The sequence below is a fragment of the Borreliella valaisiana VS116 genome (assembly GCF_000170955.2).
In the GTDB taxonomy this organism is placed as follows: Bacteria; Spirochaetota; Spirochaetia; order Borreliales; family Borreliaceae; genus Borreliella; species Borreliella valaisiana.
This window is the reverse complement of the sequence record NZ_ABCY02000001.1, coordinates 428,963-452,215: the sequence shown is the minus strand read 5'-3', so window position 1 is coordinate 452,215 and position 23,253 is coordinate 428,963. Positions and strand designations below refer to the sequence as shown.

Sequence of the window (23,253 nt, the reverse complement as noted above, 5' to 3'; positions counted from 1 at the left end):
CAATCTAATATTTGCAAAAAGAATAATAATATATGTAGTATTTATACTTATTAGTGTGGTTGTACATTTAGATAGAATTATTTTTAATATATTTTATCTTTTTCTTTATTTCCAAAATAGAATAAAAAAATAATTTTAGGTTTTCTTGGTTTAATTTGTTAAATTCAATATTTTTAAATTCTTTTATATTTTTTAATATGAAATCCAAAGCTTCTTTTATATCGTTTTCATATTTTTTGTCTTTATTAAGTAATGATTTTCGTGTATGTTTATCCTTTAAATCAAAACTTTTTTTATAAACAATTTTAAATTCTTTTAAAGAATTTATTTTGCCGTTTAGAACTTCGGTTTTTAAAATGGAGGGGCAAGATTTTTTGGATATTTCATATGATAATGATAATGGTAGTTTTTCTATAGTGAGCTGCTTGTCGGAATTTTCGATAAGCAAATTATATCTTGATATTAAAGCGTAAACCTTGTCTTTTTTAAATCCCATACTTTTGAACCACTGATAAAAAAGTCCGTTATATTGATTATTTCCTTTTAATTTATCTTGGGTTTCTTTAAGTATCTTTCCAATTTTTGTATAAGTATTATTAAAGATATTGAAAATTTCATATTGCTTTGTTTTTAAAAAATCAGAAATATCTTTATCTAGTTTAGTGTAGTCAAAATTTTTTCTTTCAATTGAAATAATTTCTTTTTTTTCGATATTTTCTGAATTATTTAAAGATGTTTCTAATTTTTTCCCCATTAGAAACATTAAAGTTTCTAGATTATCAGACATAGTTATTCCTTAATTTTGTTTATTATCTCTTTTGAGAGCTCTAAGAAATCTTTTGCAGCATTACTTTCTTTATCATATTCATATACAGGCATTTTTGCTTCTTGAGATTTTGAAATGGTTATATTTTTCCTTATTTTTGTATTTAAAAGTTTTTCTTTAAATACTTTTTTTAACGAGCTTACATATTTTTCTTTACTTTTGTTTCTTATATCGTATTTGTTTATAAAAACACCTGTAATCTCTAAATTTTTATTTATTTGCTTTACGGTATTTATTGTATCTATTAGTTGATTTATACCTTCAAATGCAAAAAATTCTGTTTCGATTGGTATTAGCAAACAATTGCTTGCAATAAGAGCATTTATAGTCAATATTGAAAGTGTAGGAGGGCAGTCTATAATAATAAAATCATATTTATCTTTTTTATATAGCGTTAATGCATTTTTTAAAAAATTTTCTCTTGAAAGTTCATTTATTAATTCTTTTTCTAGTAAAGCTAATTTAATACTAGATGGAATTATGTCTAATTTGAAATGATTTAAAGGCTTGACCTTTATTTTTTTATTAATAAGTTCATAACTTGAGTTTTCGGCTATATGTTCTGAGATATTTGTGCCGCTAGTAGAGTTTCCTTGTGAATCAATATCTATTAGAAGAATTTTTTTATCAAGCAGGGTCATTGAATAAGAAATATTAATGGCGCTTGTGGTTTTTCCTACGCCTCCTTTTTGATTGATTACAGATATTATTTTCATATAAATTTTCTCTTTTTATTTTGTTTTGTTTTTATATTTTAAAACATAAATGGCAAAAATAATAATACTTAGAGTAGTTTTTAAATATTTGATTATTTGATATGTATATTATTCTTTATGAAACTTGAAAATTTCTTGAATTAAGTCGTTTTTTATAAAAAATTCCGATATTTTTTGTTTGTTTTTTGTTTTAAATTTGATTGAAGTGTTTATTTTGTTTGAAAAGTTTGAATCTGTTATTTCTATTTCAAGTTTATTTTTCATTTTTAATAGGGAATTGTATTGGTTGTAATTTAAATTTAAGTTTAAAATTTCTAATTCCTCTTTTTCCATTATAGACGCATTCTTAATAACTTCTTTGGCAGACTTGTAATATGCTTTGATTAATCCTCCTCTACCAAGCAAAGTGCCTCCAAAATATCGCAATGTGATTATTAATGTATCAGTTAAATTATTATGAATTATGGCATCTAATGTGGGTTTTCCGGCTGTTAAATTAGGTTCTCTGTCATCACTCATTCCATTTAGGAATGAGTTCTTGTTTCCAATTCTAAATCCATAAACCACATGTGTAGCATTTTTAAATTTTATTTTGTATTTTTTAATAGTTTTATTTATATCCTCTTTTTTTTCAATATTAAAAATATATGAAACAAAGATAGATTTTTTTATTTCAATTTTAGAATTAATGTTGTTTTTTGGCACGAATATCATATAGGATAAGTATACTATCTTTTTAGATATTGCAGTATTTATTGTTTATGTATATTATTAATATTGTTTGTTTTTATTATTAATTATTATAAAGCGTGGTCAAGAAAAGGGGTTTTTTAATGATATCAGGCTTGAATCCAACATTAAGGTTATTTAAAGATCATAAAATACTTTATTCTAATATGGAAAGGGGGTTGAAGCCTCTTTTAGAAGTAGATAATTTTATCAATAAGTATATTCAGAATAAAGAAGGACTTGAAATTTATGATAAAGTTGTGGGAAAGGCAGCGGCCATTATTATTTATAATATAGGGCTTCAAAATGTTCAAGCTGGGGTTGTTTCTCAACCCGCAAAGGATTTTTTAGAAAGCAGAGGAATAAAAGTAGCTTATAAAAAATTGGTAGAAAAAATAAATGACAGGGCAGAAAACTTAATTGAAAGTTTAGAAAATCCCGAAGAAGTTTATAAATATATGATTAAAAGGGGTATTATAGTTAATAATTTATAAATTGTGGGAATAATTAAATTATGTTTTAGTTAACCATGTGACTTTGAATATACAGTAATAATTAGGGCGATATTGTATATCAATATCATTAAATTTCCCCAATTTAGGTAGAAATTGTTTTTATCGTAGTTAAAGATCCAAATTCCAGCATAAACACCTAAAAATCCTCCTATAGAAGATGTAAACATAATTAAATTAGGTTCAATTGTATGTTGATTAATTTTGTTTTGATTTTCTTTAACATCAGGTTGTTCGGTAAATTTGCTGTCGATAAAAATCATGGCAAAACCTGCAAGAGTAATACATAGAAAATAAATTATAAATATTTTTCTAATTAATGCAAACATAAATTTTCCCTTTCTTTTAACTTTTTAATCATTAATACTTAATGATATAACTAAATGTAATACAAAAGCAAGTATTTTGATAGCCATATAAAATATGGCCTATAGCTTATTTTTGTGTTTGATGAATAAAGGATTTTAAATTTTTGTCATTAAGAAAGATGCTTTTAATATATTTATTTTTGATTTTTGGAGGAGTAGAGAGAAGTTATGTTATATATTGTTGGTACGCCAATAGGTAATTTAGAAGACATTACTTATAGGGCGGTTAATGTTTTAAAATCGGTAAATGTTATCTTTGCAGAAGATACGAGAGTCACTAGCAAACTTTTGTCGAGATATAAAATTAATAAAAAAATGATTTCTTGTAATGTCGTGACAGAAAATAAGAAGGTAAGCTTACTATTGGATTATTTATCAAAAGGAGATTCAGTCGCTTTTGTTAGCGATGCTGGTACTCCAGGTATTAGTGATCCTGGCAGTTTGTTAGTTGCCGCTGCTTTTAGAGAAGGATACAAAGTTTGTCCAATTCCTGGAGTAAGCTCTTTTAATGCGATTGTCAGCGTTAATCCTTTTAGAGATAAATCAGTGCTTTTTGAGGGATTTTTGCCTAACAAAGGTCTTAAAAGATTTAAAAGAATTGCTGAACTATATAAAAGGGGTGATGCATTTGTGTTGCTTGAATCTAGTCATAGACTTTTGAAATTGCTTGTTGAAATTTCTTCTGTTAGTTTAGATGCGAAGATTCTTGTTGGTCGAGAGATGACAAAAATTTATGAAGAATATCAAATTGGTAAACCCTTAGAATTAAAAAATTATTTCGAATCGAGTAAGGATAAGGTTAAAGGAGAATTTACTATTTTAGTCAGCAGAAACCGTTCATAATAAATATTTTCTATTTAGATATCAAAACTTTATTTATTGCTGGTTTTATTTGATTGATTTATTGTGTTATAATTGAATTTTAATAGGGGTTTTTATGAAAATTTATTTGGCTTCTCCGTTTTTTAACGAAGAGCAAGTTAAACTGAGGGATGAGGTTTTAAAATTTCTTGAAGAGTTCAATTTAGATGTATTTTCTCCAGAGCATCATGCTGCCAAAAAGATGGGATTGCTTGAAAAAGTTGATTATAAGTTTGCAAATGGAGATATAAGAGAGAAAATAAGAGAAATAGATTTAAAAGAGTTAGTTAGTAGTGATATTGTTTTAGCTTTGGTTAATTATGTTGATGCAGGCACGGCTTATGAGAGAGGGTTTGCCTTTGCTAAAAAAATACCAAGCATAGATTTTTTTAAGGATAAACAAGATTCTGATTTTTATAATTTAATGTATAGCGATTGTAATGCGTCTTTTTCTAATTACAAAGATCTTAAAGAAGGAATTTTGACTTTTAAAGAACTGTGGATTAAATTCAAAGGAGATAATGAAAATTTTAGAACTTTCTTTGATTATTTAAAGGCTAAATTAGGAAATAAATTGAAAAAAATTCTTACAACTTTACCTGTTAATGAAAAATGTGGTTGTTAATGCTTATATCAGGCCTGATTAATAAAATTTATTTTTTTGTGTTTTATGTTAATAAAATAATGCAAAAGTATTGACAATATGATTCTCCTTTTGTTAAAGTATTAAATGTTGAAATGATTATTGGAAGATGAGAGAAGGGAAGAGTTAAGTGAGGTTGAAAGCCAATCAAAAGAATAAACAAAACTTGTTAATTTTTTTAAATAAAAAATAAGAATAACGAAGAGTTTGATCCTGGCTTAGAACTAACGCTGGCAGTGCGTCTTAAGCATGCAAGTCAAACGGGATGTAGTAATACATCTAGTGGCGAACGGGTGAGTAACGCGTGGATGATCTACCTATGAGATGGGGATAACTACTAGAAATAGTAGCTAATACCGAATAAGGTCAATTAATTTGTTAATTGATGAAAGGAAGCCTTTAAAGCTTCGCTTGTAGATGAGTCTGCGTCTTATTAGTTAGTTGGTGGGGTAAATGCCTACCAAGGCGATGATAAGTAACCGGCCTGAGAGGGTGAACGGTCACACTGGAACTGAGATACGGTCCAGACTCCTACGGGAGGCAGCAGCTAAGAATCTTCCGCAATGGGCGAAAGCCTGACGGAGCGACACTGCGTGAATGAAGAAGGTCGAAAGATTGTAAAATTCTTTTATAAATGAGGAATAAGCTTTGTAGGAAATGACAAAGTGATGACGTTAATTTATGAATAAGCCCCGGCTAATTACGTGCCAGCAGCCGCGGTAATACGTAAGGGGCGAGCGTTGTTCGGGATTATTGGGCGTAAAGGGTGAGTAGGCGGACATATAAGTCTATGCATAAAATACCACAGCTCAACTGTGGAACTATGTTGGAAACTATATGCCTAGAGTCTGATAGAGGAAGTTAGAATTCCTGGTGTAAGGGTGGAATCTGTTGATATCAGGAAGAATACCGGAGGCGAAGGCGAACTTCTGGGTCAAGACTGACGCTGAGTCACGAAAGCGTAGGGAGCAAACAGGATTAGATACCCTGGTAGTCTACGCTGTAAACGATGCACACTTGGTGTTAACTGAAAGTTAGTACCGAAGCTAACGTGTTAAGTGTGCCGCCTGGGGAGTATGCTCGCAAGAGTGAAACTCAAAGGAATTGACGGGGGCCCGCACAAGCGGTGGAGCATGTGGTTTAATTCGATGATACGCGAGGAACCTTACCAGGGCTTGACATATATAGGATATAGTTAGAGATAATTATTCCCCGTTTGGGGTCTATATACAGGTGCTGCATGGTTGTCGTCAGCTCGTGCTGTGAGGTGTTGGGTTAAGTCCCGCAACGAGCGCAACCCTTGTTATCTGTTACCAGCATGTAATGATGGGGACTCAGATAAGACTGCCGGTGATAAGTCGGAGGAAGGTGAGGATGACGTCAAATCATCATGGCCCTTATGTCCTGGGCTACACACGTGCTACAATGGCCTGTACAAAGCGAAGCGAAACAGTGATGTGAAGCAAAACGCATAAAGCAGGTCTCAGTCCGGATTGAAGTCTGAAACTCGACTTCATGAAGTTGGAATCGCTAGTAATCGTATATCAGAATGATACGGTGAATACGTTCTCGGGCCTTGTACACACCGCCCGTCACACCACCCGAGTTGAGGATACCCGAAGCTATTATTCTAACCCGTAAGGGAGGAAGGTATTTAAGGTATGTTTAGTGAGGGGGGTGAAGTCGTAACAAGGTAGCCGTACTGGAAAGTGCGGCTGGATCACCTCCTTTCTAAGAGAAAGATAAATTAAGGCTAATTCCATTAACTCTTCCCTACTCTTTTCTTTTTGATAAAAGAGTTTTTGAAACTAAGCTTATATTTATAAGCTTCTCTTAAGCTAATAAATTTAGTTTTTTATTACAACGTTAAAAAATTTTATTAAGTTTAGATTGATTGGGGGTTTAGCTCAGTTGGCTAGAGCATCGGCTTTGCAAGCCGAGGGTCAAGGGTTCGAGTCCCTTAGCCTCCATTTTTCATATGATTTAGATTAAGTAATTTGCTGAAGTTAATAATTATTGGAATATAAGATAGGGAAAAAGTTAAGTAAGGCTAGAACTAACGCTGGTAGTGTGCCTTAAGCGTGTAGGTAAACGGATTGTATTAGTTGTTTTAGTTACGAATGGGTTAGTACCTAATAAGTAGTCTATCTATAGTATGGGGATAATTATTAGGAATATTAGCTAATACCGAATAAGTCCAATTAGATTTGTTAATTAATGAAATTAAGCTTTTAAAATATCATCTATATATGATTATGTATCTTATTAGTTGGTTAGTGAGAGTAAATGTATTCTAAGGTGATGATAATTAACCTGTCTGAGAGGGTGAACGTTTGCACTGAAACTGAGATATGGTCTAGATTCCTAAGGGAGTAGTATCTAACAATCTTGTGTAATGGGCGAAGTTCTGACAGAGTAATGTTGCATTAGAATCAAGAAAGAAGTGGGGGAGTAATCAGAATTAGATACTCCGGTGTCTATGCTGTAAACAATGCACATTTGTTTCTAATTACAGGTTAGTTAGTACCGAAGCCAGCATGTTAAGTGTATCGTTGGGGGGAATATATGTGTCTTAATTCGATGATATACTAGGAACCTTACCAAGGCTTGACATATGTAAGGTATAGCTAGAGATAATTATCCTTCGTTTGATTTCGTGGCCTTTGTATTCTAGTTTATAATGGTGTTTTGTGTGAAAAGAAACAGTGATGTGAAGCAAAATGTCATAAAGCAGACCTCAGTCTGAATTAAAGTTTGCAGTTCATCTTAATAAATTTGGAATCGTTAGTGATTGTATATCAAAATGATGTGGTGAATATGTTTTCAAGTTTTCTACACGTATGTCCATCAAACCATTTGAGTTGGGATGTGCGAAGCTATTATTCTGGTCTGTAAGTAAGGTATTTAAAATATGTTTAGTGAGGCGTTAGGTCGTAACAAAGTAGCTTTACTGGAAAGTGTAACTTGATTACCTTCTCTTTAAGGTGAAGACGAATTAAAACCAATTTTATTGACTTTTTTGTATTTTTATTTTGATTAAAAAGTTTTTATATTATTAAATATGTATCTTAAATCCAATACAGCGGCAATTGAGTATTTTTAAAATTGAGATTATGTTGTAATATATTATAAATATGCTTTAATATATAAATCGACCTAATGTTTTTTTATTCTTATTAATTATGACTTAGGACAACTTAACAAATTGGGACCAGGATGAGTTGAACATCCGACCTCAGGTTTATCAGACCTGCGCTCTAACCACCTGAGCTATGATCCCTTAAACATACCAATTCTTTACAAATTTTATTTAAATCTTATTACTTTGTCAATATCTCTTATATCTTTTCAAAATGTAATAGATATTGTATATAGTTTGTATTTTTTATATATTATTAGTGCTAGTTATTTTATATAAGTTTTTTATAAGATTTGTTAATTGATTTTTGGCTATTTAAAGTTTATTATAATTGGTATCAATTTTTTTGATATTAAAATTGCGGTATTTATTGTGTGGTTTTTGTGAGTAAGTCATAAAAACTTTTAAAGCTATGGCATTATTTATTTGTTTAACTTTTTTTGGGAAAGTTGAATAAAGGATAGAATTTTACTTTTGTTTTAGCGGCTTTTAGGATTATTTTAAGGATGTTTTAAAGGTAAAAATATTTTTTTTGAGGTGTAATAAATTTTTTATAAAATGCTTTTTATTTTTACTGTTTAGATATTTTAGATTAGTATTTTTATATAAGCTTATTTAGGCCGTCATATAATTAGATTTAAAATATATGATTTTGTGTAATTTTAATTTTTTTGATTAAAAAGCAAAAAAATTATTAACTAACCAATAATTTTGTTAAAAAATGTATTTATTGAATGATTGAACCATTTTAGTTTATATTCTTATTGCGGATAATATTTTCTTGTATTTTACATGTGTGGTTTGTTAATATTTTTTTATTATTATCTTGTTTTAAAATTGAGTTTATGGATCGAGATTTTTTTTTACAAGATGCTACTACTGTTGCAAGGTTATTGCTTGGTAATTTATTGATCAGAAAGATTAATAAAAAGGAAATAGTTGTTAGAATTGTTGAAACGGAAGCTTATATGGGAATAACAGACAGCGCTTGTCATTCTTATGGAGGAAAGAGAACAAATCGCACAAATGCTATGTATATCATAGGAGGATATTCTTATGTGTATATAATATATGGCATGTACTATATGTTTAACATTGTGACTGCGGATAAAAATAATCCCCAAGCTGTTTTGATTAGAAGTGTAGAACCCATTTCTCCGTTTTTGGAAGGGAAAAGTATTCTTACTAATGGTCCTGGTAAGCTTACAAAATTTTTAAACATTGATTTAACCTTTAATAAAGTTGATCTTATTGGGAATGATGAGCTTTTTTTAAAAAGAGGTTTAAATCTAGATTTTAGTATAGTTTGTTCAAAAAGAATAAATATTGATTATGCACAAGAAAGTGATATAAATAAGCCTTGGAGGTTTTATATTAAAGATAATAAATTTGTTTCAAGACATTGATTTTAGTTTAAATAAAGTTTTTCAAAAATTTTCAAGGAATTTATTATTATTAAATTATTTCATGCTTTAGCAATAATTTATTTAGAATAAATTATTTGTGATATTATATCTTACAAGAGAGATTTGTATATGAATTCTAATTATAAAAGATATAAAATGCTAGTTTTTGACCTTGATGGCACTTTATTGAATAGTAGTCATGAAATTAGTTTTTTAACCCTTGAGGTTCTTTTGACTTTGGAGAAAGATTTTAAAATAATTATTGCAACCGGTAGAAGGTTGAGTGAAGTTAGAAATATTAGGAATCAATTAAAAAAAAATAATATTAATGAGAATTATCTTGTAACGGCAAATGGAGCTGAAGTGTTTTTGCAAGAAAATTTAATTTTTAGACATACAATGAATTATGGCTTGGTAAAAGAAATTCTCAAGATACATACAGGCAATGTTGATGTTAATCTTTATACTTTTGATACTTGGTATTCTAATTCAGATGTTAAAAGTCCCATTATGAAACATTTTATTAGGGATTTAGGTTTAAATGCTATCGTTAGAGATTTGACTAAATTAGACGTTGATTCTGTTTCTAAGATTGTTTATTATTGTGACGATTTGACAACTCTTAATAAACTTAACAATGATATTAGGAATAAAGATTTTCAGGACATAAGGGTGTTTTTTTCTTCTAAGGATTTATTAGAGGTTACTAATATTAATGCTGATAAATATAATGCTATTAAAAATATTGCTTTTCTTGAAAGAATTCCATTGTGTGATGTTATAGCTTTTGGAGATAATAATAATGATTATGAGATGCTCAAAAATCTTGGCAAAGGGGTTTTAATGAAAAATGCCAATGAATTTCTTAAAATTCATTTAGCAAATAATGAAATAACAAGATTTAGTAATAATGAGGATGGTGTTGCTAGGTTTTTAATTGATTTTTTTGGGCTTAATATTAAATATTAATAATTTATATTCGAATTTTTAATGTTTTTAACTTTTTAGCAAAATTTTTTATTTAAAATGTAATTTTTTTACTTATAATATATTTTTGTAAATTTATTTATTAAAATATTGTGATAAGTATTGACATGGATTGAACAAAGATATATATTATTTTATGTTGCATAAACAAATTGGCAAAATAGAGATGGAAGATAAAAATATGGTCAAAGTAATAAGAGTCTATGGTGAATGCCTAGGAGCTTTAAGGCGAAGAAGGTCGTGGTAAGCTGCGAAAAGCTTGGGGGAGAAGCAAACATTTATTGATCCCAAGATTACCGAATGGAGTAATCCAACTAGCAAGATGCTAGTTATCTATTATCTAAATAATAGAGGCGATACCAGGGGAAGTGAACCATCTAAGTACCCTGAGGAAAAGAAATCAAAGAGATTCCCTTAGTAGTGGCGAGCGAAAGGGGAGTAGCCCAAACTTTAAATGTGTCAAGTTGCAGAGCGTTGCATTTATAGGGTTGTAGGACGTTTAGGCTTAGTCTGTGATAAGCAAAAAAGTTACAAAATATTTATATAGAAGAATAATCTGGAAAGTTTAACCAAAGAAGGTGATAGTCCTGTAATTTAAATGTAAATATCTTTTTAAAATGTTCCTGAGTAGGACGAGGCACGAGAAACCTTGTTTGAAGCTGGGGAGACCACTCTCCAAGGCTAAATACTAAAAAGCTACCGATAGAGAAGAGTACCGTGAGGGAAAGGTGAAAAGAACCCCGGGAGGGGAGTGAAATAGAACTGAAACCGTAGACTTACAAGCAGTCAAAGCCGTGATTTATTACGGTGATGGCGTGCCTTTTGCATAATGAACCTGCGAGTTATCATGTCTAGCAAGGTTAAAGCATAGAAGTGCTGGAGCCGAAGCGAAAGCGAGTCTTAAAAGGGCGATTTAGTTAGATGTGGTAGACCCGAAGCCGAGTGATCTATTTATGGCCAGGCTGAAGCTTGGGTAAAACCAAGTGGAGGGCCGAACTCTAGTCTGTTTAAAAAGGCAGAGATGAGCTGTGAATAGGAGTGAAAGGCTAAACAAACTCGGAGATAGCTGGTTCTCCCCGAAATGGATTTAAGTTCAGCCTTATTTTAGTTTAATAGAGGTAGAGCACTAATTGAGCTAGGGCCTGTCAAAGGGTACCAAACTCAGTTAAACTCCGAATGCTATTAAATGATGAATAGGAGTGAGACTATGGGCGATAAGGTTCATAGTCGAGAGGGAAACAACCCAGACCAACAGCTAAGGTCTCAAAAATGTGTTAAGTGGAAAAGGAGGTTTAGGTACGTAAACAGCCAGGAGGTTGGCTTAGAAGCAGCCATACCTTTAAAGAGTGCGTAATAGCTCACTGGTCGAGTACTTAAGCGCCAATAATGTAACGGGGCTAAACACATTACCGAAGCTTTGGATCTTAATGAAAGTTAAGATGGTAGGGGAGCGTTCTGTAAGCCAGAGAAGTTAAGCTGGAAAGCTTGATGGAGGTATCAGAAGTGAGAATGCAGGTATGAGTAACGAAAAAATGGGTGAGATCCCCATTCGCCGAAAGCCTAAGGTTTCCTGGGTAAAGGTCGTCTTCCCAGGGTTAGTCGGCCCCTAAGGCAAAGCTGAAAAGTGTAGTCGATGGGAAACGGGTTAATATTCCCGTACCTCTTATAGTTTCGATGGAGCGACGCATGAGGTTAACTACTGCTAGGCGATGGTTGTCCTAGTTTAAGCATTAAGGTGATGATCTTAATAGGAAAATCCGTTAAGAGAGCTAAGATGTGATGATGAGTGTTATTTAGGTAACATGAAATGTAGGTAGTCAAGGTGCCAAGAAATAGCTTCTAAGGTTAGGCTATAAGGGACCGTACCGCAAACCGACACAGGTAGGTGGGATGAAAATTCTAAGGCGCGCGAGAGAATCCACGTTAAGGAACTCTGCAAAATACGTACGTAACTTCGGGATAAGTACGACCTAAGCAATTAGGTAGCATAAAAATGGTCCAAACGACTGTTTACCAAAAACACAGGTCTCTGCAAATCTGTAAAGAGAAGTATAGGGACTGACACCTGCCCGGTGCTGGAAGGTTAAGAGGAGATGTTAGATTAGTCGAAGCATTGAATTTAAGCCCCAGTAAACGGCGGCCGTAACTATAACGGTCCTAAGGTAGCGAAATTCCTTGTCGGGTAAGTTCCGACCCGCACGAATGGTGTAACGATTTGGACGCTGTCTCAACGTGGAGCTCGGTGAAATTGAAGTATCGGTGAAGATGCCGATTACTTGTGGTTAGACGGAAAGACCCCGTGAACCTTTACTATAGCTTGGTATTGAGATTTGATTAAATATGTGTAGGATAGGTGGGAGACTTTGAAGCTATCTCGTTAGGGATAGTGGAGTCGATCTTGAAATACCACCCTTGTTTAATTAGGTTTCTAACTCATAGAAATATGAGGAGAGTGCCAGGTGGGTAGTTTGACTGGGGCGGTCGCCTCCTAAAGAGTAACGGAGGTGCGCAAAGGTTACCTTAGAGTGGTTGGAAATCACTCTGTAAGTGTAAAGGCATAAGGTAGCTTAACTGTAAGACTGACAAGTCGAACAGATACGAAAGTAGGTCTTAGTGATCTGGCGGTGGCAAGTGGAAGCGCCGTCACTTAACGAATAAAAGGTACTCCGGGGATAACAGGCTTATCCTTCCCAAGAGTTCACATCGACGGAAGGGTTTGGCACCTCGATGTCGGCTCATCGCATCCTAGGGCTGGAGCAGGTCCTAAGGGTATGGCTGTTCGCCATTTAAAGCGGTACGCGAGCTGGGTTCAGAACGTCGTGAGACAGTTTGGTCCCTATCTGCCACAAGCGTTGGATATTTGAGAGGAGCTATCTTTAGTACGAGAGGACCGAGATGGACGAACCTCTAGTGTACCAGTTATTCTGCCAAGGGTAAGTGCTGGGTAGCTACGTTCGGATAGGATAACCGCTGAAAGCATCTAAGTGGGAAGCCTTCCTCAAGATGAGATATCCTTTAAGGGTCCTGGAAGAATACCAGGTTGATAGGTTAGAAGTGTAAGTATAGTAATATATTCAGCTGACTAATACTAATTACCCGTATCTTTGGCCATATTTTTGTCTTTCATATAAAAACCCTGGTGGTTAAAGAAAAGAGGAAACACCTGTTATCATTCCGAACACAGAAGTTAAGCTCTTATTCGCTGATGATACTGCGAGTTCGCGGGAGAGTAAGTTATTGCCAGGGTTTTTATTTTGTAATTTAAACCTTAAATTTATTTTTTATATTTTTTTAATGTTTATGTTTTTGAATGTTTTATTCAAATAATGTAAAAAATAAAATAGATATTGACATGGATTGAACAAAAGATATATATTATTTTATGTTGCATAAACAAATTGGCAAAATAGAGATGGAAGATAAAAATATGGTCAAAGTAATAAGAGTCTATGGTGAATGCCTAGGAGCTTTAAGGCGAAGAAGGTCGTGGTAAGCTGCGAAAAGCTTGGGGGAGAAGCAAACATTTATTGATCCCAAGATTACCGAATGGAGTAATCCAACTAGCAAGATGCTAGTTATCTATTATCTAAATAATAGAGGCGATACCAGGGGAAGTGAACCATCTAAGTACCCTGAGGAAAAGAAATCAAAGAGATTCCCTTAGTAGTGGCGAGCGAAAGGGGAGTAGCCCAAACTTTAAATGTGTCAAGTTGCAGAGCGTTGCATTTATAGGGTTGTAGGACGTTTAGGCTTAGTCTGTGATAAGCAAAAAAGTTACAAAATATTTATATAGAAGAATAATCTGGAAAGTTTAACCAAAGAAGGTGATAGTCCTGTAATTTAAATGTAAATATCTTTTTAAAATGTTCCTGAGTAGGACGAGGCACGAGAAACCTTGTTTGAAGCTGGGGAGACCACTCTCCAAGGCTAAATACTAAAAAGCTACCGATAGAGAAGAGTACCGTGAGGGAAAGGTGAAAAGAACCCCGGGAGGGGAGTGAAATAGAACTGAAACCGTAGACTTACAAGCAGTCAAAGCCGTGATTTATTACGGTGATGGCGTGCCTTTTGCATAATGAACCTGCGAGTTATCATGTCTAGCAAGGTTAAAGCATAGAAGTGCTGGAGCCGAAGCGAAAGCGAGTCTTAAAAGGGCGATTTAGTTAGATGTGGTAGACCCGAAGCCGAGTGATCTATTTATGGCCAGGCTGAAGCTTGGGTAAAACCAAGTGGAGGGCCGAACTCTAGTCTGTTTAAAAAGGCAGAGATGAGCTGTGAATAGGAGTGAAAGGCTAAACAAACTCGGAGATAGCTGGTTCTCCCCGAAATGGATTTAAGTTCAGCCTTATTTTAGTTTAATAGAGGTAGAGCACTAATTGAGCTAGGGCCTGTCAAAGGGTACCAAACTCAGTTAAACTCCGAATGCTATTAAATGATGAATAGGAGTGAGACTATGGGCGATAAGGTTCATAGTCGAGAGGGAAACAACCCAGACCAACAGCTAAGGTCTCAAAAATGTGTTAAGTGGAAAAGGAGGTTTAGGTACGTAAACAGCCAGGAGGTTGGCTTAGAAGCAGCCATACCTTTAAAGAGTGCGTAATAGCTCACTGGTCGAGTACTTAAGCGCCAATAATGTAACGGGGCTAAACACATTACCGAAGCTTTGGATCTTAATGAAAGTTAAGATGGTAGGGGAGCGTTCTGTAAGCCAGAGAAGTTAAGCTGGAAAGCTTGATGGAGGTATCAGAAGTGAGAATGCAGGTATGAGTAACGAAAAAATGGGTGAGATCCCCATTCGCCGAAAACCTAAGGTTTCCTGGGTAAAGGTCGTCTTCCCAGGGTTAGTCGGCCCCTAAGGCAAAGCTGAAAAGTGTAGTCGATGGGAAACGGGTTAATATTCCCGTACCTCTTATAGTTTCGATGGAGTGACGCATGAGGTTAACTACTGCTAGGCGATGGTTGTCCTAGTTTAAGCATTAAGGTGATGATCTTAATAGGAAAATCCGTTAAGAGAGCTAAGATGTGATGATGAGTGTTATTTAGGTAACATGAAATGTAGGTAGTCAAGGTGCCAAGAAACAGCTTCTAAGGTTAGGCTATAAGGGACCGTACCGCAAACCGACACAGGTAGGTGGGATGAAAATTCTAAGGCGCGCGAGAGAATCCACGTTAAGGAACTCTGCAAAATACGTACGTAACTTCGGGATAAGTACGACCTAAGCAATTAGGTAGCATAAAAATGGTCCAAACGACTGTTTACCAAAAACACAGGTCTCTGCAAATCTGTAAAGAGAAGTATAGGGACTGACACCTGCCCGGTGCTGGAAGGTTAAGAGGAGATGTTAGATTAGTCGAAGCATTGAATTTAAGCCCCAGTAAACGGCGGCCGTAACTATAACGGTCCTAAGGTAGCGAAATTCCTTGTCGGGTAAGTTCCGACCCGCACGAATGGTGTAACGATTTGGACGCTGTCTCAACGTGGAGCTCGGTGAAATTGAAGTATCGGTGAAGATGCCGATTACTTGTGGTTAGACGGAAAGACCCCGTGAACCTTTACTATAGCTTGGTATTGAGATTTGATTAAATATGTGTAGGATAGGTGGGAGACTTTGAAGCTATCTCGTTAGGGATAGTGGAGTCGATCTTGAAATACCACCCTTGTTTAATTAGGTTTCTAACTCATAGAAATATGAGGAGAGTGCCAGGTGGGTAGTTTGACTGGGGCGGTCGCCTCCTAAAGAGTAACGGAGGTGCGCAAAGGTTACCTTAGGGTGGTTGGAAATCACTCTGTAAGTGTAAAGGCATAAGGTAGCTTAACTGTAAGACTGACAAGTCGAACAGATACGAAAGTAGGTCTTAGTGATCTGGCGGTGGCAAGTGGAAGCGCCGTCACTTAACGAATAAAAGGTACTCCGGGGATAACAGGCTTATCCTTCCCAAGAGTTCACATCGACGGAAGGGTTTGGCACCTCGATGTCGGCTCATCGCATCCTAGGGCTGGAGCAGGTCCTAAGGGTATGGCTGTTCGCCATTTAAAGCGGTACGCGAGCTGGGTTCAGAACGTCGTGAGACAGTTTGGTCCCTATCTGCCACAAGCGTTGGATATTTGAGAGGAGCTATCTTTAGTACGAGAGGACCGAGATGGACGAACCTCTAGTGTACCAGTTATCCTGCCAAGGGTAAGTGCTGGGTAGCTACGTTCGGATAGGATAACCGCTGAAAGCATCTAAGTGGGAAGCCTTCCTCAAGATGAGATATCCTTTAAGGGTCCTGGAAGAATACCAGGTTGATAGGTTAGAAGTGTAAGTATAGTAATATATTCAGCTGACTAATACTAATTACCCGTATCTTTGGCCATATTTTTGTCTTTCATATAAAAACCCTGGTGGTTAAAGAAAAGAGGAAACACCTGTTATCATTCCGAACACAGAAGTTAAGCTCTTATTCGCTGATGGTACTGCGAGTTCGCGGGAGAGTAAGTTATTGCCAGGGTTTTTATTTTGTACTTTAAACCTTAAATTTATTGTGTATACTTATTTTTACACAATAGTAGTATTGTATTTTAATAAGGAAATTTTAAAATAACATGAAAAAAGCAAACTTTTTAAGTATTAATTTTTTAATTTTGCTTTTGGTTTGCTTTGTCAATGCTAATTTATTTTCTAAGGATATTTTCAAATTTAAGCTTGTAGGCCAATATTTTCCTTTTTATCATAAGAATAATAAAGGAGAATATGAAGGGCTTATTTTTTCTATTTTGGATAAATGGGCAAAAGATAATAATGTTGATATTAGAGTTGAACCTGTTGATAATTTAAATGAAAATAAAATTGAAGACGAAGCAATATATTTAGGATTGACTTATAATTCAAAATTAAATGATTTATTTTATTTTAAAGGTGAGCTTGCTAGGAGTATTGCAATTTTGTGTTATAAAAGCTCTAATAAAAAATATAAAAATACTCATTCAACATTTTTATCCAATTTTAATATAGGAGTTCTTAAAAATACAATATATGAAGATATTTTAAGACTAAGAGGCGCTAACAACATTTTTTTAGTTGATAATGTCCAAGAGTTATTATTAGCTTTAAAAAATGATAAAGTTGATTATATATATGGTGATTGTAAGACTTTGTATTATGTTGCAAAGTTTTTTTTATGTGAAGATCTTGCGATTTTTAGTGGAGATATATTTTATAGTATCAAAAATAGAGTGGCTATTAGTAGAAATGCTCCTGATATAATAAAGAATTTGAATTTAGATTTATTTTCATATTTGATGAAAATGCCCGATGAATATGTTGTTTCTTTTTTAGACAGTACTGCTAAGGGAAATTTTATTGATGTTGGTCTATATAATGATTATCCCCCTTTGAGTTTTATTAATTCAAAGGGAAAGTTGTCTGGCATTTTAATAGATTTATGGAATCTTATTTCAAGACAGCATATCTTTAAACCTATTTTTAAGGGATTTCCTAAAGAGGATATTAAGAAATCATTAGATGGAAAGTCGGTAGGCATTTTTGGAGGAATTATTAGTAATGATAGTGTCTTTGAAAATGTTAATTATGTAGTAAGTAAGCCAATATATCCTCTTAATTTTAAATTTTATTCTAAAGGTTTAAGCAATAATATTGGTCCAATAAATTCTCAGTTTATTGATTTTGATTTTAATAATATTCGATTAAATAAGGATCAAGATATTGTTAATAACTTTATAGATATTGTTAATAATTCATATGGATTTATAGAAAATTCAATAACGACAAAATATTTATTAAAATTAAATGGATATAACGGTAGATTAAAATCTTACGATTCTATTTTTAATAAAAATAGGTTTTTAGTATTAGCTATTGATAACAGGGTTTATAAGGTTATTAAATACATTCTTAATTCCATATTTGATGATATTTCATTTGAATCTTTGCTTCAAATAGATAAAAATTGGCTGGATAAAGAAGAGATTGATAATTCTCGAATGAATAGTTATAAAATCATGAATAAGGTTAAATTTAATGTAGAAGAAAAAATTTGGTTATTAAAAAATAATAAATTAAATCTTGCTGTTAAAAATTGGTATCCAATAGATTATGTTGAAGCAAATAATTATAAAGGAATAAATCAGTTTTTGCTTGATAAGATTAGAATGTTTTCTGGTTTAGAATTTAACATAATTGAAGCATGCAGCAGCCTAGATCTTGAAAAGTTAATCAAATCTGGGAAAATCGATATGTTAAATACTAATGCGATTGACTCAAATTTGGATAATGTTTTCAATATAAAATTAAATTCTCGAATTCCACTTTATATTTTTTCAAATAAAAAAAGGGTACTTCCATCTAGATCTTTAGAGAGGTTTGCTGTACTTGACTTTTTATATAGTAAAAATTTGGCTGCTAAGATTAAATCAAGGCTTATTTTGACAAGTAGTTTTAAAGAAGCCTTACTTCTTCTCTATAAAGGAAAGATAGATGGTATTATTAGCGATGAGTATACAGCTGCTGCTGTTTTCGAAGAATTAAATGTTGTTGATGTTGAAAAACTTCCTACTTTTAGAGATTTGGCTTTTGATTTGAGTCTTGCTATTTATAATCAAGATTATATCTTGAAAGAAATTATTCAAAAAGTTGTTATGCGTTCGAGTGTTGATGGCCAAAGGTATTTAAATGATTGGAAATTTGATATTTATTATAAATCCAAAGGCAGTAGGTTTAAAAATTTTGAATTTTTGGTGTTAACAGTCATTATATTTTATTTTACTTTTTTAGGATTTGTGATAATTTTTTTGTTCAAGTTATCATTTGAGCAAAAAAGAAAATATTCTTTTGTAATGAATGAAAAAAAGATTGCGGAAGCTTCTAATACCGCCAAAACCATTTTTATAGCTAACATCAGCCATGATATTCGTACGCCTATTAATGGAATAATGGCGGCTACTGAGCTTTTAGACACAACTATTCTTACAGATGTTCAGAAAGACTATGTTAGGATGATAAATTATTCATCTGATTCTTTGCTTTCTTTAATTGATGATATACTGTATTTGTCTCAAATAGATGTCAATGAATTACATGTTGAGAGTCAAGAGATTGATTTAGAGAGTGAAATGGAAATGGTTTTAAAAACTTTTCAATCTCAATGTGCAAAGAAAAATATTGATTTATTTTCTTATTCTAAATCTATTTTAAAGAATTATATAAAAGGTGACATTGTAAAAATTAAGCAAGTTCTAATTAATTTAATAGGAAATGCTTTTAAATTTACAGATGATGGTGTTATTGTTTTGAACTATGAAGAAGTATGTAGAACAAGAGCTGATGATAATAGAGTATTGGTTACAATTGAATTTAAGGTAATAGATACGGGTAAAGGAATTAAAAGAGAAAATTTTTCTAAGATATTTGAAATATTTAAACAGGAGGATGATTCTTCTTCAAGGGTTCATGAGGGTGCGGGATTGGGATTATCAATATCTAGAGAGCTTATAAGATTAATGGGTGGTCTTGGCATTTCTGTTGATAGTAAGGTGGGAGAGGGTACAACTTTTTCATTTATGTTACCTTTTTTCTTGGGCGGGGAGCTTAAAAGTAAAAGTTTGTCAATCAATAGATTTCAATCAATAAATAGTAATAATAAAGTCTTGAATGTGCTCTTGAGTCAAAAATCTATTAAAATTTTTGAACACTGTTCGACTTTGTTGGGCTATTCTTCTAATTTGCATTATGTAGCGTCTTTTGAGGATGCTTACAAAGTATTTGAAGAATACTCTTTTTATAATTTTGTTTGTGTAAATGTAAATAACGATAATATTCAAGAGAGTATTCGATTTGCTAATAATATTGAAAGACTAAGTCCTGATGTACAAATTATTTTTTTATTTTATTATTTAGATAATAAAGCTTTAAAAAATTTAAAATATATGTATGTTAAAAAGCCTTTAATGGGGCTTGGTATATCCTCTGTTCTTTCTAGAAAAGAGGATAAAATAGAAATGGATTTTGAAGATTTGGTTCCAATAGATAGTTCTTTTAAGATAAAAGAACCTATTAATGTGTTAATAGCTGAAGACAATCAAGTAAATCAAAAAGTATTGAAAGACATTCTTGTTGTAATAGGTATTAACGAAAATTTTATTGATATTGTAGATGATGGAGTAAAGGCTTTAAAATCTTTAAAAGAGAAAAAATATGCTATCTCTTTTATTGATATACGAATGCCAAGATATGATGGATTTTCAGTGGCTAAAGAAATTAGAAAATTTGAAAAGGCAAAGAATTTAAAGCCATGTATTTTGGTTGCTGTAACAGCGCATGCTTTGCAAGATTATAAAGATAAGTGTTTTGCAAGCGGTATGGATGATTACATATCAAAACCAATACACATAAGTTCAATTAAAATTATATTAAAAAAATATTTACAGTTTGAAGCTAATGATATTTTGGAGAATGAAGATTTAAATCAACTTGTTAAGTTTCCCAACTTGGATGTTAATAGAGCTTTAAAAGAACTAAATCTTTCATATGTATCATATTCTGAATTATGTAGAGGACTTATTGATTTTATTTCTATCAATATTGTTGATTTAGAAAAAGCTTTTGATGAGGAAAATTTGTCTTTAATTAGGGACATATCGCATTCAATATCCGGAGCTCTTTCTAATATGCGTAGCGAATTGTATAAAGATTTTAAAAAGATTGAAACAAGTAAAGATTCAATTTACGAGTTAAAAAAAATGTATTCTTTTGTAAAAGATGATTTATTGCGGCTAATGAGCGACATAAAGGATAAGGTTTTGTTTGAGCCTGAGATTGTTAGTGAGAATAAGCTTTACTTTAAAAACAATGATCAATTTTTAAACCTTCTCAATAAACTTTTAATTGGTATCAAAACCAGAAAGCCAAGAGAATATAAAGAAATTCTTGAGAGCATTGACAAATATGTTTTAGACGATAATATTCAGGTATTATTTAGTAATCTTCGCAAAAGTTTAAGATTATATAGATTCGATGAAAGCTCTAAGATTCTTAAAGAGATTATTGAAATGTTTGGCGATAATAAGAGTATTAGTAGTGGAAATGATAATTAAAGATAAATCTTTTGAAGTAGAGAATCAGAAGCTTTTAATTGTGGATGATTCTCCCACCAATTTAGATTTATTGGTAAATATATTGCAAGATTCTTATGAGGTTGAGGTTGCAACAAATGGACTTGATGCTTTAAGCCAAGTTGAAAAAGATAGCCCCGATCTTATACTTCTTGACATAGGTCTTCCAGATATTAATGGTTATGAGGTATGTAGAAGGTTAAAAAGCGATCCTGATACTAAGGAGATTCCTATAATTTTCATTAGTTCAAGAAGTTCTACAGATGCTCAACTTGAGGGATTTAACGTTGGTGGAGTAGATTATATTTTAAAACCTTTTAATAGCCGAATAATTGACGCTAGAGTGAAGACGCATCTTGAATTAAAACGTTTAAGGGATTATTTTAAAAGCTTATCTAGAATTGATGGGCTTACTCAGATACCAAACAGAAGATTTTTTATGGATAAATTTTCTAAGTCGTGGATGAAGGCTTTAGAAAATAAAGAAGTAATAATTGTTGGAATGTTGGATATTGATAATTTTAAAAATTACAATGATAATTATGGGCACACCAATGGTGATGAGTGTCTTAAATTGATTGCTAAAGCCTTGTATAAGGTTTCTTTAAAGTATAAAATAGATGTTGCTCGGTATGGAGGAGAAGAATTTATTTTTTTTTCTGTTAACAAGAGCCTAAGTGAAATGATTGGCATTATTAAAACAATGATTAATGATATAAAGCGCCTAAGAATAGTTCATGAGCATAGTAGCATTTCTAGTATTGTGACTGTTTCAATAGGGCTTGCTCAAGAAATTCCTATTGACAACAATTTCACCAATATTATAAAGCTTGCTGATAGCAAGCTTTATGAGGCTAAAGTTTCGGGAAGGAATCAGTTTAGATATTAAAAAATTTATATTTATTAGATTTTAGTATTTATAAGTTATAGAGATTCCAATAGAATCGTAGTAGAAATAAGAATTACCCGTTGCTATTCTTTTTGAAATATCAGCCAGTCCAGCGGTGTTATTTGTGTATGTGGGATTTGTAGATAATTTTAATTGAAGAGCAATTGTTAAAGGTTTGATAATTTCAAAATTAGTAATAATAGAAATATTGTGATAAAAAATGTCACTTCCCCAACCTTTGTTTTTCCATGAGCTTATGTTTCTTTCTTTGCCGATTTGTGTTTTTCCTTCATAAAGTAGGCCTATGGTGTTAAGAGTTATTGGCATTTTATAAGCTAAAAGAGCATAAGGCTTTATTAGCATGCCATTTATATTTTTACCGTCGTCTGCTTTATATTTCCAAAGTTGATCTGTGTTTGCATGAGGATTAATTAAGTATGTAAAATCATTGCCAATAACTGTAATAATATGTGTCCATTCCCCTTGAAAAATAGCGTTTAAATCAAATTGGAGTCGTACCCCTGTTATTATTTCTGAATAAAATTCAATAGTATTTGAATATTTTCCATTTCCAATGTGCACACCAATTCCTTTAAATCCAAAAGCTTCCCAACCCATACCAATTTCATTTGATGCATATAAATTTAAAAAAGCAATAGGAGTAAAGCTTAGCATGCTTTTAAATGAGATACTTACAGGAGACAATCCGATATTTAGGTCAACGTCTATGCCATTGTTTTTAAAAAATATAGAATTAGGATTGTTTAAGGCCTTAAAATTTTTATAGTATCCTATGTATGATATTAATTTTATTCCTCCCCAATAATTGGCTGGAATTTTTAAGCTTGGTTCAATATTTTGGAAGTTAGGATGTTTAAAGCTTTGTGAAAAGTTGCTTCCATTTGTTCCCAGTTCGTGGGGAGGATAATAAGCAGATTGAAAATTAAAGTAAAAATATTTATCATTGAATTTTAGGTCCTGTTGATCTTGGGCAAGAATTATTTTTGCTTGCAAAAAAAGCAAGCAAAAGCAAATTTTTTTTAACATTTTTACTTTGAATACCCTTT

Annotated in this window: 12 protein-coding genes, 2 tRNA genes, 5 rRNA genes and 1 other annotated feature; of the genes, 13 read left to right on the top strand and 6 right to left on the bottom strand. The window is 32.5% G+C overall.

Annotated elements, in window-relative coordinates:
- Positions 1 to 67: 67 nt before the first annotated feature.
- The 3 genes from BVAVS116_RS02145 to BVAVS116_RS02135 all read right to left on the bottom strand — a co-directional run bounded on the left by BVAVS116_RS02145 (position 68) and on the right by BVAVS116_RS02135 (position 2,256).
- Entirely contained in the window at positions 68 to 787 is a 720-nt protein-coding gene (locus BVAVS116_RS02145; protein WP_006068869.1) for a hypothetical protein, read from the bottom strand.
- A 2-nt stretch (positions 788 to 789) separates the two neighbouring features.
- Entirely contained in the window at positions 790 to 1,542 is a 753-nt protein-coding gene (locus BVAVS116_RS02140) for a ParA family protein (protein WP_006068958.1), read from the bottom strand.
- 108 nt (positions 1,543 to 1,650) lie between these two features.
- Positions 1,651 to 2,256 (bottom strand): YigZ family protein, encoded by a 606-nt coding sequence (locus tag BVAVS116_RS02135; RefSeq protein WP_040351335.1) that lies wholly within the window; start codon positions 2,254 to 2,256, stop codon positions 1,651 to 1,653.
- A 119-nt stretch (positions 2,257 to 2,375) separates the two neighbouring features.
- Between BVAVS116_RS02135 and BVAVS116_RS02130 the strand changes: the two genes are divergently transcribed.
- Positions 2,376 to 2,765, top strand: coding sequence for a DUF1893 domain-containing protein (locus BVAVS116_RS02130; protein ID WP_004789512.1), 390 nt, complete (start codon positions 2,376 to 2,378; stop codon positions 2,763 to 2,765).
- Between the two features lie 29 nt (positions 2,766 to 2,794).
- Here the strand turns inward: BVAVS116_RS02130 and BVAVS116_RS02125 are convergent, their stop codons facing one another.
- Complete coding sequence (locus tag BVAVS116_RS02125) at positions 2,795 to 3,112, bottom strand: hypothetical protein (RefSeq protein ID WP_040351334.1); 318 nt, start codon at positions 3,110 to 3,112, stop codon at positions 2,795 to 2,797.
- A gap of 207 nt (positions 3,113 to 3,319) precedes the next feature.
- On the opposite strand from BVAVS116_RS02125, the gene rsmI reads away from it, so the two are divergent.
- The 4 genes from rsmI to BVAVS116_RS02105 all read left to right on the top strand — a co-directional run bounded on the left by rsmI (position 3,320) and on the right by BVAVS116_RS02105 (position 6,625).
- On the top strand, positions 3,320 to 3,994 hold the full coding sequence (gene rsmI / locus BVAVS116_RS02120; RefSeq protein ID WP_006068288.1) for a 16S rRNA (cytidine(1402)-2'-O)-methyltransferase: 675 nt from the start codon (positions 3,320 to 3,322) through the stop codon (positions 3,992 to 3,994).
- Positions 3,995 to 4,088: 94 nt separating this feature from the next.
- Positions 4,089 to 4,637 (top strand): nucleoside 2-deoxyribosyltransferase, encoded by a 549-nt coding sequence (locus tag BVAVS116_RS02115; RefSeq protein ID WP_006068627.1) that lies wholly within the window; start codon positions 4,089 to 4,091, stop codon positions 4,635 to 4,637.
- Positions 4,638 to 4,850: 213 nt separating this feature from the next.
- Positions 4,851 to 6,386: ribosomal RNA gene (locus BVAVS116_RS02110) — 16S ribosomal RNA — on the top strand.
- 165 nt (positions 6,387 to 6,551) lie between these two features.
- Positions 6,552 to 6,625 (top strand) — tRNA-Ala (locus BVAVS116_RS02105).
- A 59-nt stretch (positions 6,626 to 6,684) separates the two neighbouring features.
- Positions 6,685 to 7,634, top strand: a sequence feature (16S ribosomal RNA rRNA prediction is too short).
- 227 nt (positions 7,635 to 7,861) lie between these two features.
- Here BVAVS116_RS02105 and BVAVS116_RS02100 read toward each other — a convergent pair.
- Positions 7,862 to 7,935, bottom strand: a tRNA-Ile gene (locus BVAVS116_RS02100).
- A 704-nt stretch (positions 7,936 to 8,639) separates the two neighbouring features.
- On the opposite strand from BVAVS116_RS02100, the gene BVAVS116_RS02095 reads away from it, so the two are divergent.
- The 8 genes from BVAVS116_RS02095 to BVAVS116_RS02060 all read left to right on the top strand — a co-directional run bounded on the left by BVAVS116_RS02095 (position 8,640) and on the right by BVAVS116_RS02060 (position 22,186).
- Positions 8,640 to 9,200, top strand: coding sequence for a DNA-3-methyladenine glycosylase (locus BVAVS116_RS02095; RefSeq protein ID WP_006068946.1), 561 nt, complete (start codon positions 8,640 to 8,642; stop codon positions 9,198 to 9,200).
- A gap of 129 nt (positions 9,201 to 9,329) precedes the next feature.
- Positions 9,330 to 10,169 carry a Cof-type HAD-IIB family hydrolase gene (locus BVAVS116_RS02090; RefSeq protein WP_006068498.1) on the top strand — a complete coding sequence of 280 codons (840 nt, stop codon included), beginning with the start codon at positions 9,330 to 9,332 and terminating at the stop codon, positions 10,167 to 10,169.
- Positions 10,170 to 10,370: 201 nt separating this feature from the next.
- Positions 10,371 to 13,299 (top strand): 23S ribosomal RNA (locus BVAVS116_RS02085).
- A gap of 23 nt (positions 13,300 to 13,322) precedes the next feature.
- Positions 13,323 to 13,433 (top strand): 5S ribosomal RNA (gene rrf, locus BVAVS116_RS02080).
- Positions 13,434 to 13,616: 183 nt separating this feature from the next.
- Positions 13,617 to 16,545 (top strand): 23S ribosomal RNA (locus tag BVAVS116_RS02075).
- Positions 16,546 to 16,568: 23 nt separating this feature from the next.
- Positions 16,569 to 16,679, top strand: a 5S ribosomal RNA gene (rrf, locus tag BVAVS116_RS02070).
- 94 nt (positions 16,680 to 16,773) lie between these two features.
- Positions 16,774 to 21,279, top strand: a complete 4,506-nt coding sequence (locus BVAVS116_RS02065; protein WP_006068256.1) for an ATP-binding protein — start codon at positions 16,774 to 16,776, stop codon at positions 21,277 to 21,279.
- A complete protein-coding gene (locus BVAVS116_RS02060) occupies positions 21,263 to 22,186 on the top strand; it encodes a response regulator (protein WP_095456320.1) in 924 nt (307 codons plus the stop codon). The genes BVAVS116_RS02065 and BVAVS116_RS02060 overlap by 17 nt, the downstream gene beginning before the upstream one ends.
- A 21-nt stretch (positions 22,187 to 22,207) precedes the next feature.
- Here the strand turns inward: BVAVS116_RS02060 and BVAVS116_RS02055 are convergent, their stop codons facing one another.
- Positions 22,208 to 23,233 (bottom strand): hypothetical protein, encoded by a 1,026-nt coding sequence (locus BVAVS116_RS02055; protein ID WP_006068859.1) that lies wholly within the window; start codon positions 23,231 to 23,233, stop codon positions 22,208 to 22,210.
- Positions 23,234 to 23,253: the final 20 nt, after the last annotated feature.

What these genes read in the sequence shown, in the direction of transcription:
- BVAVS116_RS02145 (WP_006068869.1), bottom strand. Translation starts at nt 787, where the DNA reads ATGTCTGATAATCTAGAAACTTTAATGTTTCTAATGGGGAAAAAATTA.
- BVAVS116_RS02140 (WP_006068958.1), bottom strand. Translation starts at nt 1,542, where the DNA reads ATGAAAATAATATCTGTAATCAATCAAAAAGGAGGCGTAGGAAAAACC.
- BVAVS116_RS02135 (WP_040351335.1), bottom strand. Translation starts at nt 2,256, where the DNA reads ATGATATTCGTGCCAAAAAACAACATTAATTCTAAAATTGAAATAAAA.
- BVAVS116_RS02130 (WP_004789512.1), top strand. Translation starts at nt 2,376, where the DNA reads ATGATATCAGGCTTGAATCCAACATTAAGGTTATTTAAAGATCATAAA.
- BVAVS116_RS02125 (WP_040351334.1), bottom strand. Translation starts at nt 3,112, where the DNA reads ATGTTTGCATTAATTAGAAAAATATTTATAATTTATTTTCTATGTATT.
- rsmI (WP_006068288.1), top strand. Translation starts at nt 3,320, where the DNA reads ATGTTATATATTGTTGGTACGCCAATAGGTAATTTAGAAGACATTACT.
- BVAVS116_RS02115 (WP_006068627.1), top strand. Translation starts at nt 4,089, where the DNA reads ATGAAAATTTATTTGGCTTCTCCGTTTTTTAACGAAGAGCAAGTTAAA.
- BVAVS116_RS02095 (WP_006068946.1), top strand. Translation starts at nt 8,640, where the DNA reads ATGGATCGAGATTTTTTTTTACAAGATGCTACTACTGTTGCAAGGTTA.
- BVAVS116_RS02090 (WP_006068498.1), top strand. Translation starts at nt 9,330, where the DNA reads ATGAATTCTAATTATAAAAGATATAAAATGCTAGTTTTTGACCTTGAT.
- BVAVS116_RS02065 (WP_006068256.1), top strand. Translation starts at nt 16,774, where the DNA reads ATGAAAAAAGCAAACTTTTTAAGTATTAATTTTTTAATTTTGCTTTTG.
- BVAVS116_RS02055 (WP_006068859.1), bottom strand. Translation starts at nt 23,233, where the DNA reads ATGTTAAAAAAAATTTGCTTTTGCTTGCTTTTTTTGCAAGCAAAAATA.